Origin of the sequence: Bacillus sp. FSL K6-3176 (assembly GCF_038003325.1) — a bacterium.
Classification (GTDB): domain Bacteria; phylum Bacillota; class Bacilli; order Bacillales; family Bacillaceae; genus Bacillus; species Bacillus altitudinis.
Genome location: NZ_JBBOOX010000001.1, coordinates 2,426,613 through 2,442,337, shown reverse-complemented (window position 1 = coordinate 2,442,337; position 15,725 = coordinate 2,426,613). Strand labels below are relative to the sequence as shown.

Annotated in this window: 15 protein-coding genes and 1 other annotated feature; of the genes, 12 read left to right on the top strand and 3 right to left on the bottom strand. The window is 41.1% G+C overall.

Annotation, left to right across the window (positions count from 1 at the left end):
- Positions 1-35 precede the first annotated feature (35 nt).
- On the bottom strand, positions 36-845 hold the full coding sequence (locus MHB38_RS12745; RefSeq protein ID WP_008342689.1) for a transporter substrate-binding domain-containing protein: 810 nt from the start codon (positions 843-845) through the stop codon (positions 36-38).
- 14 nt (positions 846-859) lie between these two features.
- Positions 860-1,588 (bottom strand): amino acid ABC transporter ATP-binding protein, encoded by a 729-nt coding sequence (locus MHB38_RS12740; RefSeq protein WP_007501456.1) that lies wholly within the window; start codon positions 1,586-1,588, stop codon positions 860-862.
- A gap of 225 nt (positions 1,589-1,813) precedes the next feature.
- Between MHB38_RS12740 and MHB38_RS12735 the strand changes: the two genes are divergently transcribed.
- The 5 genes from MHB38_RS12735 to MHB38_RS12715 all read left to right on the top strand — a co-directional run bounded on the left by MHB38_RS12735 (position 1,814) and on the right by MHB38_RS12715 (position 6,921).
- A complete protein-coding gene (locus tag MHB38_RS12735) occupies positions 1,814-2,878 on the top strand; it encodes an AI-2E family transporter (protein ID WP_017358104.1) in 1,065 nt (354 codons plus the stop codon).
- Positions 2,879-2,921: 43 nt separating this feature from the next.
- Positions 2,922-3,129: a binding site (T-box leader), on the top strand.
- A gap of 79 nt (positions 3,130-3,208) precedes the next feature.
- On the top strand, positions 3,209-5,845 hold the full coding sequence (gene alaS, locus MHB38_RS12730) for an alanine--tRNA ligase (RefSeq protein ID WP_268357581.1): 2,637 nt from the start codon (positions 3,209-3,211) through the stop codon (positions 5,843-5,845).
- Positions 5,846-5,934: 89 nt separating this feature from the next.
- A complete protein-coding gene (locus MHB38_RS12725; protein WP_024718370.1) occupies positions 5,935-6,201 on the top strand; it encodes an IreB family regulatory phosphoprotein in 267 nt (88 codons plus the stop codon).
- Positions 6,202-6,204: 3 nt separating this feature from the next.
- Entirely contained in the window at positions 6,205-6,621 is a 417-nt protein-coding gene (gene ruvX / locus MHB38_RS12720) for a Holliday junction resolvase RuvX (protein ID WP_003216519.1), read from the top strand.
- Positions 6,622-6,636: 15 nt separating this feature from the next.
- Positions 6,637-6,921, top strand: coding sequence for a DUF1292 domain-containing protein (locus MHB38_RS12715; RefSeq protein WP_017358102.1), 285 nt, complete (start codon positions 6,637-6,639; stop codon positions 6,919-6,921).
- A gap of 62 nt (positions 6,922-6,983) precedes the next feature.
- Here MHB38_RS12715 and MHB38_RS12710 read toward each other — a convergent pair whose 3' ends face one another.
- A complete protein-coding gene (locus MHB38_RS12710; RefSeq protein WP_341003586.1) occupies positions 6,984-8,072 on the bottom strand; it encodes a hypothetical protein in 1,089 nt (362 codons plus the stop codon).
- Between the two features lie 302 nt (positions 8,073-8,374).
- Between MHB38_RS12710 and MHB38_RS12705 the strand changes: the two genes are divergently transcribed.
- From MHB38_RS12705 to MHB38_RS12675, 7 genes are all read left to right on the top strand, one after another.
- A complete protein-coding gene (locus tag MHB38_RS12705; protein ID WP_272753969.1) occupies positions 8,375-8,941 on the top strand; it encodes a biotin transporter BioY in 567 nt (188 codons plus the stop codon).
- Complete coding sequence (locus MHB38_RS12700; RefSeq protein ID WP_341003585.1) at positions 8,941-10,398, top strand: acyl-CoA synthetase; 1,458 nt, start codon at positions 8,941-8,943, stop codon at positions 10,396-10,398. Before MHB38_RS12705 ends, MHB38_RS12700 begins: the two co-directional genes overlap by 1 nt.
- Positions 10,386-11,474: an acetyl-CoA C-acyltransferase gene (locus tag MHB38_RS12695; protein WP_341003582.1), complete on the top strand. Its 1,089-nt coding sequence runs from the start codon at positions 10,386-10,388 to the stop codon at positions 11,472-11,474. Before MHB38_RS12700 ends, MHB38_RS12695 begins: the two co-directional genes overlap by 13 nt.
- A gap of 73 nt (positions 11,475-11,547) precedes the next feature.
- Positions 11,548-12,630 carry an endolytic transglycosylase MltG gene (gene mltG, locus MHB38_RS12690; RefSeq protein ID WP_025207696.1) on the top strand — a complete coding sequence of 361 codons (1,083 nt, stop codon included), beginning with the start codon at positions 11,548-11,550 and terminating at the stop codon, positions 12,628-12,630.
- A gap of 212 nt (positions 12,631-12,842) precedes the next feature.
- A complete protein-coding gene (locus MHB38_RS12685; RefSeq protein ID WP_008342672.1) occupies positions 12,843-13,508 on the top strand; it encodes an O-methyltransferase in 666 nt (221 codons plus the stop codon).
- Positions 13,505-14,434 carry a peptidase U32 family protein gene (locus MHB38_RS12680; protein ID WP_039167102.1) on the top strand — a complete coding sequence of 310 codons (930 nt, stop codon included), beginning with the start codon at positions 13,505-13,507 and terminating at the stop codon, positions 14,432-14,434. The genes MHB38_RS12685 and MHB38_RS12680 overlap by 4 nt, the downstream gene beginning before the upstream one ends.
- Before the next feature lie 20 nt (positions 14,435-14,454).
- A complete protein-coding gene (locus MHB38_RS12675; RefSeq protein ID WP_099496638.1) occupies positions 14,455-15,723 on the top strand; it encodes a peptidase U32 family protein in 1,269 nt (422 codons plus the stop codon).
- Positions 15,724-15,725 lie beyond the last annotated feature (2 nt).

The window sequence follows — 15,725 nt, the reverse complement described above, 5'->3', positions numbered from 1 at the left end:
CTCCTGAGGGTGTTGAGGTTGATCGAGTCAATTGATTATTCTTTGATCCATTTTTTATGAATCTTGTCATACTCTCCATTGTCTTTTAATGCCTTTAACGCTTTATTAATGGCTTCTGTCAATTCTTCATCGCCTTTTTTCACAGCGATGCCATAAGGCTCATCGGTAAATGTTCCACCAACGACTTCATAATTTGAATCTTCGTCTGCCATGCCAAATAAAATTGCATTATCAGTTGTCAGAACTTGCCCTTGATTTGATTTTAAGGCTGTAAAGGCTTCTTGATAATTTTCAAACTCCAAAACGGATGCTTCTGGTGCTTTTTCGCGAATGTTTTGAGAAGAAGTCGACCCTTTCACTGCAAGCACCTTCGTACCTTTTTTAAGATCATCAATCGATTGAATGTCGCTGCCTTTTTTCACAAGCAGTGATTGTCCTGCTTCAAAGTAAACATCTGAGAAATTGACCTCTTTTTTACGCTCTTCTGTGATCGTCATTGTGGCAACAATGGCATGAATATCTCCTTTTTGCAGTAAAGGAATTCTTGTTTTAGATGTCACTTCTTTAAATTCTGCTTTTCCTTCATCACCGAGCATTTCTTTAGTGATCGCTTTTGCGATATCAATATCAAACCCTTCAATATCCCCGCTACTAGGATTTTTTAGACCAAATAAACGAGTATCGTTTTTCACACCGAAAACGATTTTTTTGTCTTTCTTAATGGCTTCTAATGAGCTGCCTTGTTTTGCATCGGTTGAGCCTTTCTCGGCAGAGCCGCAGGCAGCGAGAGCGATCATACAGCAAGTCATCAACAGTAATAGGCCAAAGCGTTTCATTTTTTTCATCAAATTCATTCCCCCTAGTGATTTAAAATACGGCTTAAAAAGAGCTGAGCGCGTTTCTCGCGCGGTTTTTCATAAAAGGCAGCTGGTGTAGATTCTTCAAGAATTCTTCCTTCATCAATAAACACAATACGGTCTGCGACTTCACGGGCAAAACCCATCTCGTGCGTGACAACGACCATTGTCATTCCTTCCCTTGCCAGCTGTTTCATCACATCTAGCACCTCACCGATCATCTCTGGATCAAGAGCTGATGTTGGTTCATCGAAAAGCATGACCTCAGGTTTCATTGCAAGTCCCCTTGCGATTGCCACACGCTGCTGCTGTCCTCCTGAGAGTCTAGAAGGGTAGGTGTCTGCTTTTTCAGGAATGCCAACTTTATTTAAATAAAATTCAGCTGTTTCCTTTGCTTCTTCTTTGCTCACTTTTTTAACCTTCATCGGCGCAAGCATAATGTTTTCAAGCACCGTCTTATGCGGATAAAGATGGAAGTGCTGAAACACCATCCCGATATTTTGCCTGATGAGATTGATGTTGGTTTTCGGATGCTGAACAGACACTTGATTGACAAGGACTTTTCCTTCATCGATGCTTTCAAGACGATTGATACACCTGAGCATCGTGCTTTTTCCAGATCCTGAAGGACCGATGATCACAACAACCTCACCTTTTTGAATATGTAGGTTAATGTCCTTAAGTACATGGAACTGGCCGTAATGCTTGTTGACTTCTTCGAATGTGATCATGAAGAACCTCCTCTTCTAATGATTGAGCTAAAGCGGATTCTAGCATAAATGAGGCGAAAATAAGAAAATAATGGAATATTTTCTAACGAGATTTTTACAGCAAACAGTGACTTTGGATGGAGCCGTATGTTTCATGTGTATTCATTTTTAACAAAGTTAGGACAAATTTTATTTACATGGATAATTGCAGAAGTTGGTTAAACAATAAGAAGAGAGGTGAAAAAGGTGAAGAAACGTCCGATCGAGTTTCTAATATATGCTGCAGGTGTACTGCTTGTCCTTGCGTCTTTACTCATTTTGGTTCAGCTCGACGAGTTATGGATGCCTATTTTTTTATTGCTTAAAGCGGTTTTGATCCCGCTTCTTATCGCTATTTTTATTTCTTATCTTCTTTATCCAATTGTTGAAAGACTACATAAGCGAGGTTTGCCAAGGACGGTCAGTCTCTTATTGATATATGTGCTGTTTTTTGGCGGCATTGGTTTGGCTGTGTATAAAGGGGCACCGGTTTTAATCGCTCAGTTAAATGAATTGTCGGAGCAAATTCCCATGCTTGCCGAAACGTATAATGGTGCTTTATCACATGTTCATCGTCATACAAGCCACTGGCCTGATGGACTACATGAACGGCTGGATCGTTTTATTGTCCAATCTGAGACGTATGCCGCAAATGGGGCAGAGCGGATGATTCTTAGCTGTAAAGTATTGCTTGATTACGCTTTAGTTGCTGCACTTATTCCTTTTCTTGTCTTTTATATGGTGAAAGATATGAACACGATGAAGCGGGCAGCATGGTATTTAACCCCGCCAAGCTTCCGAAAAAGGGGACATGCCTTTGTGAAAGCAGTGGATGACTCACTTGGGGATTATATTAGAGGGCAATTGCTTGTCTGTTCTTTAATTGGGGGAGCTGCTGCCATTGTTCTTTGGCTGTTTCATATTCCATATCCGCTTGTACTAGGTATGTTAATCGGCGCAACGAATGTCATTCCGTATTTTGGCCCGATTATTGGAGCGATTCCAGCTGTCTTTATCGCTTTTACCATCTCAGTGAAGTCAGTGATCATTGTGCTAATTACAGTAGCCGTGCTTCAATTTTTAGAAAGCAATGTACTGAGTCCGATCATTGTCGGGAGAAGCCTGCATATGCATCCTGTCGTAATCATGCTGGTGTTACTCGCTGGAGGTGAGCTGTTTGGCTTGATTGGAATGATTTTAGCCGTGCCGTCCGCAGCCATTATGAGGGTCATTATTGTGCAATATATTCACATGAGACGAAGCGTTCATTGACAAGACGAGCCGAGTTGTCTATAATAATTTCGATTCATACATATTGAATTCAATGACGGACCCGAGTACGTTAAAAAGCTGTTGCAGAGAGAGGCTTTGTTTGCTGAGAAAAGCCTTATCAGACCTTTAACGGAAGCTAGTCCCGAGTGCAGATAAACACTGCCGCTCTCTTCCGGCGTTATCGGATGTGAAGGTGATAGACGCATATGTCTATAATCAGGGTGGTACCGCGAGAGCATCTCGTCCCTGTGTAAGTAGTTTTTTGCTTGCATAGGGCGGGATGTTTTTTCGTTTGTGTGAAGATTGAGGAATAATAAAGGAGGATTTATGATGAAAACTTTAACTTCAGCTCAAGTACGTCAAATGTTTTTAGATTTTTTTAAAGAAAAAGGACATGCTGTCGAACCGAGTGCGTCCCTCGTACCGCATGACGATCCAACACTTTTATGGATTAACAGCGGGGTGGCAACATTAAAGAAATACTTCGATGGCCGCGTCGTGCCTGAGAATCCACGTATTTGCAACGCACAAAAATCAATTCGTACAAATGACATTGAAAATGTAGGGAAAACAGCACGCCATCATACGTTTTTTGAAATGCTGGGCAACTTCTCTATTGGAGACTATTTCAAAGAAGAGGCAATCGAATGGGCTTGGGAATTCCTCACAAGTGACGAGTGGATTGGCTTTGATCCGAATCTGTTATCTGTAACGGTACATCCAGAGGATGAAGAAGCGTATGTTCTTTGGAGAGATAAAATGGGTGTCCCTGAGGAACGAATTATTCGTCTAGAGGGCAACTTCTGGGATATTGGCGAGGGGCCAAGTGGTCCGAATACAGAAATTTTCTATGATCGCGGCGAAGCATATGGCAACGACATGAACGACCCTGAATTATATCCAGGCGGAGAAAATGAACGTTATCTAGAAGTATGGAATCTTGTTTTTTCTGAATTTAACCATAATCCAGATGGTACATACACACCGCTTCCGAAGAAAAACATTGATACAGGAATGGGTCTTGAGCGTATGGTCTCTGTGATTCAAAACGTACCGACGAACTTTGATACAGACCTGTTCATGCCGATTATTCGTGCAGTAGAAACAATTTCTGGAGAAAGCTATGGGGAATCAAAAGAAAAAGACACAGCATTTAAAGTCATTGCTGACCATATTCGTACTGTTGCCTTTGCCGTCAGTGACGGAGCGCTTCCTTCTAATGAAGGCCGAGGTTATGTGTTAAGACGTTTGCTGCGCCGTGCTGTGCGTTATGCAAAAACGATCCATATCCACCGTCCATTCATGTATGACCTAGTTCCAGTTGTTGCGGAGATCATGAAGGATTTCTATCCAGATGTTCAAGCAAAAGAAGAATTTATTGCAAAAGTGATCAAAAATGAAGAAGAGCGTTTCCATGAGACACTGAATGAAGGGTTAGCCATTTTATCAGAAGTAATTAAAAAAGAACGAGACAATGGCAGCTCACAAATTTCCGGTAAAGACGTGTTTAAGCTTTATGACACATATGGATTCCCGGTCGAACTCACAGAAGAATATGCAGAAGATGAGAACATGACAGTCGATCGTGAAGGCTTCCAGCTAGAAATGGAGAAGCAGCGTGAACGTGCAAGAAATGCCAGACAAGATGTAGGTAGTATGCAGGTTCAAGGCGGGGCTTTAGGCGATATTAAAGCAGAAAGTACGTTTGTGGGCTATGAAAATTTAACTGCAGATGCTCGCATTATCGAATTGCTTCAAAACGGTGAGATTGTCACAGAAGCTCACGAAGGGGAAACGGTGCAAATTTTATTAGATAAAACACCTTTCTATGCGGAAAGCGGCGGACAAGTGGCGGATAAAGGAACGTTAAAAAGTGCCGAAGCGATCATTGATATCAAAGATGTGAAAAAGGCGCCAAACGGCCAGCATGTCCACGAAGGAGTCGTCGTAAGTGGTACGGTTCAAAAAGGCATTGAAGTCACTGCAGAAGTCGAATCAGCGCTTCGAAAAGGCATTGTGAAAAATCACACAGCGACACATCTTTTGCACCAAGCGCTAAAAGATGTATTGGGCAGCCACGTTAACCAAGCGGGTTCACTTGTGAATGAAAACAGACTTCGCTTTGACTTTTCTCACTTTGGACAAGTAACAAAAGAAGAATTGTCACAAATTGAAAAAATCGTCAACGAAAAGATTTGGGAAGGCATTTCGGTTGCCATTGACCTGAAACCAATTGCTGAAGCAAAAGAAATGGGCGCAATGGCGCTGTTTGGCGAGAAGTATGGCGATATTGTCCGTGTGGTACAAGTGGGTGATTACAGCATCGAGTTATGCGGAGGCTGTCACGTTCAAAACACTGCAGAGATCGGATTGTTTAAAATTGCATCTGAATCGGGTATTGGTGCTGGAACACGCCGTATTGAGGCTGTAACAGGTAAAGGTGCTTATGAAGAATTAAATGATCAGCTTGCGATTTTAGAAAAGGCAGCTAATGAACTGAAATCAAATACAAAAGATGTACCAAAACGCATCGCTTCCTTGCAGGCTGATTTAAAAGAAGTTCAAAGAGAAAACGAATCACTTCTTGCGAAATTAAGTCAAGCAGAAGCTGGCTCTATTTTAGAAAAAGTCATCGAAGTTGGCGGAGTGAACGTGTTAACTGAAAAAGTAAACGCCAAAGACATGAACCATTTAAGAACGATGGTTGATGACTTAAAAGCGAAATTAGGTTCAGCTGTCATCGTACTTGGTGCTGTTCAAAATGGAAAAGTCAACATTTCAGCCGGTGTGACAAAAGACGTCATTGAAAAAGGTCTTCATGCAGGAAAACTTGTGAAGCAGGCAGCTGAAATTTGCGGCGGAGGCGGAGGCGGACGCCCAGATATGGCACAAGCAGGCGGGAAACAGCCAGAAAAGCTTGAAGAAGCACTGGCAACTGTCGAAGAATCTGTCAAATCCGTTTTATAATCAGTCAATGTAGTGTAGAATAATGGTATTAGATGAGCGGTTAGAAAAAAGCTTGCTAGTAGAATGTTGGAAGAGAGGTGCAAGAAGCAGTGAGTTCATTTGATAAGACAATGAAGTTTAACTTCTCTGATGATTCAGCTGAAACCAATGTGAATGAAGTGCTCATAACAGTTTATGACGCACTCCAAGAAAAAGGATACAACCCGATCAATCAAATTGTCGGATACTTGCTGTCAGGCGACCCTGCTTATATTCCAAGACATCAGGATGCACGCAACCTAATTCGTAAACTAGAACGAGACGAATTAATTGAGGAATTGGTTAAATCGTACTTAGAGACACATAAAGAGGCGTAAAACATGAGAATTTTAGGCTTAGATTTAGGCACGAAAACCCTTGGTGTGGCAATCAGTGATGAAATGGGATGGACAGCTCAAGGGATTGAAACCATTAAAATTGATGAAGCAGGCGGAGATTTTGGTCTCAGCCGCCTGTCTGAGATCGTCTCGCAATATGGAACGGATAAAATTGTCCTTGGTTTTCCAAAAAATATGAACGGTACGGTCGGTCCAAGAGGCGAGGCCAGCCAATCATTTGCGAAAGTGTTAGAAAACACGTACAATGTTCCTGTTGTGCTTTGGGACGAGCGTCTGTCAACGATGGCAGCAGAAAAAATGCTCATCTCTGCAGATGTGAGCAGACAAAAGCGTAAAAAAGTCATTGATAAAATGGCGGCTGTTATGATCCTTCAAGGGTATTTAGACAGCTTAAATTAAAATGAGGTGAATCAAATGGAACACGGAGAAAAGCAAATTACAATCGTTGATGATAATGGAAATGAGCAGCTTTGCGAAGTACTATTTACTTTTGAAAGCGACCATTTTAACAAATCATATGTTCTTTACTACCCAATTTCTGAACAAGATAACGAAGAAATTGAAATTCATGCATCAAGCTTCACACCAAACGAAGACGGTGAAGATGGCGAATTAGAGCCAATTGAAACGGATGAAGAGTGGGACATGATTGAAGAAACGTTAAATACGTTCTTAGATCAAGAAGACGAAGAAGAATAGAACGAATAAAAGGCCTGTGAAGCAGATGGGAGTTATCTGCATGATCACAGGCCTTTTATTATTTATGGAAGCTTTGAAGTGATGATTAACTTTTGATTATTTCGTTGTGCATTTTGAAAGTTAAGTAAATAAAGACCATGATCAAATGTTAAATGAAAATGATTTTCTTTCTTTAGGGAACCAATTTTTTTGATGGAATCGTTCTTCTCTTTAAGTATCGTGTAACCACTCTTTTTAGGTTCATCTGTTTCGACGAAAAATCGATTATGATCATCAATCACGATCGATCCGATACCCGAGTCAGTGTTCTTAATTAGTTTAGATTGTTTTGTGTTTATGTCATAAAAGATTAATTGGCTTTTATTGATTGTTCCTTCCGAGTCAGTAAAAGCCTTCTCGTAAACAAATTGATGGTCGTTAATGAGTTGACTATTATTGATTAAACTTTGATTTAATGGGATTTTTTTAAGCGACTCAGTAGTCAGATTGTAAATGTATGCTTGCTGCTTTCCATTGTCTTTATTAAAAAAGAGAAGCTTATCATTGTGAACAGAGAGATGGGCGTTATTCATTGAGTCTAGTTTAAAGAGCTTTTTTGTCTGCTTTTTTTTGAGATCTTTCATATAAATGTGAGTAGCATCCTTTTCTTCATCATGAGATATCCACACTGCACGATGACCTGTTAATTCAAGAGTGTCACTTAATGTCTCCGAAGTGTTATTCTTTTTGATCGACTCTATCTCTTGTGTGCTCAAATTCATGACGTAATAATTCATCTGTCCGCCTAATTCATCACTGTCAATCCAAACGACCCAGTCTTTATTAGCTTTTAAACCTTGAATGGAAGAACGCTCGAAAGTGGTTGTAAATAGTATGTTGCTTTTCTGTGTCTTTCTATTAAATTCAACTACTTTATTTGCCATCTTTGAAGGACTATGGTCATCTACACTTAAAAATAAACGATCACCAATGGCTGAAACAGAGTTTGTCACAAGATAGTTGAGCATAGTTGTATGACCAAATTCTTTGTCCTCAATTTTAAACTCTATTTTATGATCTTCTGAAACGGTCTTTTTTTGACTACATCCGCCTAGATATAAAAGAGTTACTGAACCAATTAGTATCATTAAAATATAAAAGATTTTACGCAAAATGTGTTTCCTCCAGTATGTACTTTCACTAAGATATAGGTATTAATGAAATATATCCTTATCAAGAAAATAATAGCATTTAGTTAATCAGGAAATAAATAGATCTACAGTTAATTTAAGTTTAATTTAAAGACATGATGTTAATGCCGACATTCAATTTCAAGCCTAGAGGAATTAAAGTTTTATATTAAGTTAATTCTTTTTTACATTCATTATGTCAACTTTAAATTATTTTAAGTTGACATAATGAACTATACCTTTTACTCTATTTTTAACAATGAATCGAGTGAGGGGTATGAAAATTGAAAATTCACGATATGATGCAAATGGCATTAATGACAGCAGTTATTGGGATGTTAGGATTGATTCCGCCTATTTTTCTTGCGTTTACACCTGTACCAATCACCTTACAAACCGCAGGTCTTTTGCTTGCTGGAGGGCTGTTAAAACCAAAGCAAGCGCTGATTAGTTTACTTCTGTTTCTTCTAATAGTGGCAGCAGGCGCACCTCTTTTATCTGGAGGGAGAGGCGGAATAGGGGTCTTTTTTGGGCCAAGCGGTGGTTTTTTACTTGCTTATCCAGTGGCTGCCTTTATGATCAGCCTGTGGCTGAACCGGCTGAAGAAAGTGACGGCCTTACGACTATTTTTGATCTATGCGGTATGCAGTATCGGGATATTATATATAAGCGGAATTCCCTTTCAAGCTATGATGATGCATATAAAGATCACGCAAGCAGCTCTGTTCAGCGTCATTTATTTACCGGGTGATCTGATCAAAGCAGGGATATGTGCCGTCTTCACGGTGAAAATCATTCAAGCGATGTCATATCGAAAAAGGGACTTACATAGAGGGAGGCGAGCAGTTTGATGAGAATAACGGAAAGCTATGAAGCTCATGCAAAAGTGAAGCCAGATCAGATGGCGATCATAGATGAAAAAGAGCAGATCACTTATGAAGAATGGCATGAGCGTGTGCAGTTATCTGCACAATGGTTAAAAGAAACGCCTCATCAGCAAAAAAGAGTCGCTTTTTTAGTATCAAATGGTGTTCCGTTTCTCCAACTATTTGCTGGCGCAGCTTCTGCAGGATGGACAGCGGTGCCTCTTGATCCGCGGTGGAGTGACAAGGAATGCGCAGAAAAGCTCTTATTAAGCGACGCGGACCTTGTCATTGTGGAAGATCGATATATCAAAAGGATTGAAAAGTACAAGCTGGATATGCCAGTGCTCTCTTTATCTGAATGGAAAGAAAGAATCAGCCTCAGCATAAATGTTCAATCGAACAAAGGTGAACCGGAGGAAGATCCTGCTTTTTATATGGGATTTACTTCAGGATCAACGGGATCGCCCAAAGCCTTTATAAGACGCCAGCAGTCATGGATCGAGAGCTTTCAAATGACAGCTTCCGTCTTTGGGATCACACATAAAGATCATGTACTGATTTTGGGCACACTTTTATCCTCTCATTTTTTATACGGTGCGATCAGCACACTTTATTTCGGGGGCACCGTGACATTGTTAGAAAAATTTGTGCCAGAGAAAGCAAAGAAAACCTTAGAAAGAGGAGACATCACGGCTATTTATACGGTTCCGACCATGACAGAAGCGTTACTGCAAATGGATGCTTTCGGAAAGAATCCGCTTCTTGTCCTATCGTCTGGTGCAGATTGGGGAAGCTCTTCAAAAAAACAGCTCGTCAACCGCTATCCCCGCATCACATTTTTTGATTTTTATGGGACATCAGAATTGAGTTTTGTCTCCTATTTATCTTCAGATGATTTTTTGCAAAAGCCTACTTCTGTCGGAAAGCCTTTTCCTACTATTCAGGTTGAAATCAGGAGGGCAGATCAAACCGTTTGCAAGCCAAATGAAATCGGGAGAATTTATGTGAAAAGCCCAATGTCTTTTTCAGGCTATTTACAAGATGAAAAGCCGCCCGCAGAGTGGCTGACCGTATATGACATGGGGTGGCTTGACGAGGATGGTTACTTGTATACGAGCGGCCGCGAGAATGGCATGATTGTCTATGGGGGACTGAATATTTTTCCAGAGGAAATTGAGCGTGTGCTGAATGAACAGCCAGAGGTGAATCGGTCAATCGTGATTGGACTTCCTGATCCATATTGGGGCGAAATCCCTGTTGCCATTATTGAGAATGTACAACAAACAAAAACCATTCGGCAAGCTGTAAAAGAAACATTAGCGGCATACAAAGTACCAAAAAAATGGCTCGTCACGGACAAAATGATCGAAACATCAGGAGGGAAAATCGCTCGTGCCAGTATGAAAAAGTGGGCGGAGGAACAACTATTATGCAAGCCGTGATCGTACAAGCGAAACGGACGCCCTTCGGTGAGAAAAATGGAATGTTGAAGGATTACCGGCCAGAGCATCTAGCTGCGCCCTTGATCCAGCATTTTTCAAACGTGACCAAGCCAGATGACATCATTTTAGGCAATGTCGTCGGGGGTGGTGGCAACATTGCCCGTCTGTCCTCGTTAGAAGCAGGGCTTTCATTACATATTCCGGGTATGACCATTGATAGGCAGTGTGCTTCCGGTCTTGAAGCCATTAGAACGGCGTGCATTATGATTCAGTCGGGGGAGGGATCAATGTATATCGCTGGTGGAACGGAAAGCATTTCTCGGTCACCAATGAAAGAAAGGGCTCGCTTTTCTCCAGAGTGGATAGGGGACCCTCATATGGGGGAAGCGGCAGAGCTGACGGCGTCGAGATTTTCAGTTGCGAGACAAGAGCAAGATGACTATGCACTTTTAAGCTGGGAACGAAGTATAACCGCATTCAAGCAAGGAACGTATTCAGAAGAAATTGTTCCGATTAGCGGGATGAGTACAGATGAAGCGGCAGCTAAAATAAGACCGATTGCAAGCTTGATAAAGCGGGCAAAACCTGTCTTTTTACCAGGCAAAGGTACTGTGACTGTGACCAATAGCTGTAAAGAAGCAGATGGTGCAGCTGCCGTCGTTGTGATGGAAAGAGCGGAAGCGGAGGCAAAAGGCTTCAGCCCTATGCTGCGGTATATCGGGAGTGCCGTGACCTCTATAGACCCGCATTATCCTGCTGCTTCACCAATTGATGCAATCAAGAAACTTTTACATAAAGAACAGGTGAAGATAGAAGATGTTGCACTTTTTGAAATCAATGAAGCGTTTGCGCTCAAAGTAGTACTCATTGCCCGGACACTAGGTATTCCTTATGACCGTATCAATAAAAGAGGCGGTGCGCTTTGTCTTGGGCATCCATATAGCGCCTCGGGAGCTGCTATGATGGTGAGACTGTTTTACGAAGCCCGCGCCTTACCGAATGGAAGCTATGTCATGGCTGCAATTGGCAGTGGAGGCGGTGTCGGTTTAGCCACACTATGGCAAGTTCTGTCATGACATGCATGAGCAAGTAATTGCCGAACTCCGTCGAATCATGTACTATAAAAGCTAGATGTGAGGAGGGCCATGCATGTTTTCAGAACAAAAGAAACGACCATTTTTTAAACGAAAAATGGGGATCGTCCTGTTATCTGTACTTGCTGTGATCATCATTGCAGCATTATCAGGTTTTTTATATGTAAAATCAGCACTCGGGCCGGTCGATCAAAAAAGCAAACAAACCATTAATATTCATATTCCAAATGGGACATCTGTCAGCGGAATTGCGAGCATTTTAAAAGAAAATGAGCTGATTTCAAATGACACGATTTTCACTTACTATGCAAAGTACAAAAAAGCATCAGGCTTTAAAGCGGGCTATTTTCATCTCAAACAAACAATGGATGCGGATCAGCTAATTCAAAAGCTGACATCTGGCGGGACAGATTACGCATTTCAGCTTGTGATACCTGAAGGGAAACAGTTGTCTGATATTGCAGCTATTATCGCAAACCAGACGAATTTTTCAGCGAAAGAAGTTGAAGCGAAGCTGGATGATCCAGCCTTTATTAAAAAATTGATGAAAAAGTACCCGAAAACGGTGACATCACAAGTGAACGGGAAACAAGTCAAGCATCCGTTAGAGGGATATTTATTCCCGGCGACGTATCCGTTTTATCGTGAGGATGAATCACTTGAAACCATCATTGACACAATGATTAAACAAACAGATCAATATGTGAAAACGTACGAAAAGGACATGAAAAAGAGAAAGATGTCCATCCATGATGTCCTAACGATGGCATCCCTGATAGAAATGGAAGCAACTGAAAAAACAGATCGGTCAAAAATATCAAGTGTGTTTTATAACCGGTTGAAAAAGGATATGCCGCTTCAAACAGATCCAACCGTTCTTTATGCGCTTGGCGAGCATAAGTCTCGTGTTTATTACAAAGATTTAAAAGTAAAATCACCATATAATACGTATACAAACAAAGGGCTGCCGCCTGGACCTATTGCTAATGCTGGAGAATCTTCTTGGAAAGCAGCGCTCCATCCAGAGAAAACAGATTTTGTTTATTTCCTAGCAAAGAAAAATGGTGAAGTCGTCTTTACGAAAACGTTAAATGAGCACAACAAAGCGAAAGCGAAATACATCACAGGCAGCAACTAGCGCTCATGTGAGAGGAAAAAGACTGTAGACAATGGTGAAATTGCCTGCAGTTTTTTTCGTTGTTATATCCATTTTATAGGTTCGCAATTACCACATCTTTGTGGTAAAATATATCGGGTTGTTTTTACTTAGATGAACGAAAGATTGACGAGAAAGAGAGCTGCAATAGGCAGGACTCTTCTTTTTCAGGTCATGAAGGAGCTAGACATATAATGACAATCGAAGATGATCAAATAAATGATTATATTGAAGATTTAATTGAGCCGAGTCCTGATGCCATCGCTCAATTAGAGGAGTATGCCAAAGAGCATCATGTGCCAATCATGGAAAAGGTGAGCATTGAACTGTTATTGCAGCTGCTTTCTTTGAAAAAACCGAAGAAGATTCTTGAGGTTGGGACAGCGATTGGCTATTCAGCGATTCGAATGGCAGAAGCTCTGCCAGATGCTGAAATCTATACGATTGAGCGAAATGCGAAACGTTATGAGGAAGCGACACGGAATATTGAAGAATTACATTTCAAAGATAGAATTCACGTGTTTTTTGGCGATGCGATCGAATCAGCTAAAACGGTTCAGACGATGGCGCCCTATGATGTGATCTTCATTGATGCGGCAAAAGGCCAGTATCAACGCTTTTTTGAGCTGTTTGAACCGATGCTGTCTGATGACGGAATGATTATTACAGACAACGTATTATTTAAAGGCTTAGTTGCGACAAATTATGAAGAAGAAATTGAAGATAAACGAAAAAAACAATTAATAGGAAAAATTGATCGATACAATCAATGGCTGATGTCAAATCCTGACTACCAAACGTGTATCATTCCGGTTGGAGATGGGATCGCTATTAGTACAAAAAGAGGTGACCAATCATGAAAAAACCAGAATTGCTTGTGACGCCAAGCAAGGTGTCGGATGTACTGCCGCTCATTGAAGCGGGTGCTGACGCATTTTTAATAGGTGAACAAACATATGGAATCCGTCTTGCAGGTGAGTTTTCAAGAGAAGATGTGAAACAAACGGTTCGACTCGCACATGCACATCACAAAAAAGTATATGTCGCCATGAATGCGATTTTTCATAATGACCGTGTGGCACTGCTTGGAGATTATTTAACCTTTCTCGATGGGTTAAACGTGGATGGTGTCGTTTTTGGAGATCCGGCAGTGATCATGGCCGCAAAAGAAACAGGTGTCAACTTGAATCTGCACTGGAGTACAGAAACAACTGGGACAAACTATTACACTTGTAACTACTGGGGCAGAAAAGGCGCAACACGTGCTGTTCTTGCCAAAGAACTTAATATGGATAGCGTGATTGATATCAAAGAAAACGCTGAAGTGGAGATTGAAATTCAAGTCCACGGCATGACCTGTATGTTCCAATCCAAACGGACACTTGTTGGCAACTATTTTGAATATCAAGGCAAACAAATGGACGTGGAAGGCAGAAATATGGAAGAAGGTCTATTCCTTCACGATCAGGAACGTCAAAACAAATATCCTATTTTTGAGGATGAAAATGGCACACACATTATGAGTCCAAATGATGTATGTATGATTGATGAATTAGAAGAATTTGTCGACGCAGGCATTGACTCATTTAAAATTGACGGAATTTTAAAGTCACTTTCTTATATGACAGAGGTGACATCCCTCTATCGAAAAGCCATTGATTTACTAGTGACTGATAAGGAAGCCTATGAAGATCAGAAAGATGAATGGGTGGAGCGTATTGAAGAGATCCAGCCTGTCAACCGCTCAATCGATACAGGATTTTTCTTTAAAGAAACGGTTTATTAAGATAAAAGGAGGCAGAGGAAATGGCACTTTTAAAAGATGGAATTTCTGAAGTGATCGATGGAAAACGTGTCATTACAAAAAAACCAGAACTGCTAGCGCCAGCAGGAAACTTAGAAAAACTAAAAATTGCTGTGCATTATGGAGCAGACGCTGTTTTTATTGGCGGGAAAGAATTTGGACTTCGTTCAAATGCAGATAACTTTTCAATCGAAGAAATGGCAGAAGGTGTCGCATTTGCGAACAAATACGGTGCTCGCATTTATGTGACAACGAATATTTTCGCCCACAACGAAAACATGGACGGGCTGGAAGAATATCTTCAAGGGATTGAAGGAGCCGGTGTAGCGGGAATTATTGTCGCTGATCCACTCATTATTGAAACATGCAAACGAGTAGCTCCAAAGCTTGAAGTTCACTTAAGCACACAGCAGTCTCTTTCAAATTGGAAAGCGGTGCAGTTTTGGAAGGAAGAGGGGCTTGAGCGTGTGGTCCTTGCACGTGAAACAAGCGCCCTAGAGATTAAAGAAATGAAAGAAAAAGTGGATATTGAAATCGAAACGTTCATTCACGGGGCCATGTGTATTGCTTATTCTGGCCGCTGCGTGCTCAGTAACCATATGACAGCGAGAGATTCAAACCGCGGGGGCTGCTGCCAATCTTGCCGCTGGGATTATGATCTTTATAAACTAGAAGGCTCTAAGGAAGCGCCTTTATTCGGTGAAGAAGACGCACCATTTGCGATGAGTCCAAAAGATTTAAAACTCATCGAATCCATACCGCAAATGATCGAAATGGGAATTGATAGCTTAAAGATCGAAGGACGCATGAAATCCATTCATTATGTAGCAACAGTTGTCAGTGTCTATCGTAAAGTCATTGATGCTTACTGTGCTGATCCAGACAATTTCGTCATTCAACAAGAATGGCTCGATGAATTAGACAAATGTGCCAACCGTGACACGGCTCCTGCCTTTTTTGAAGGTGTACCAGGAACGGATGAACAAATGTTTGGCATTCACGGAAAGAAAACGACCTTTGATTTCGTCGGACTTGTGCTTCATTATGATGAACAAGAACAAATTGTCACATTACAGCAGCGTAATTTCTTTAAAGCTGGCGACGAAGTTGAATTTTTCGGTCCAGAAATCCAAAATTTCACATGCAAGATTGAGACGATTTGGGACGAAAAAGGGAACGAACTCGATGCTGCTCGTCATCCACTGCAAATTGTGAAATTTAAGCTTGATCAAAAAGTATACCCTAGCAACATGATGAGAAAGGGGAAATAACC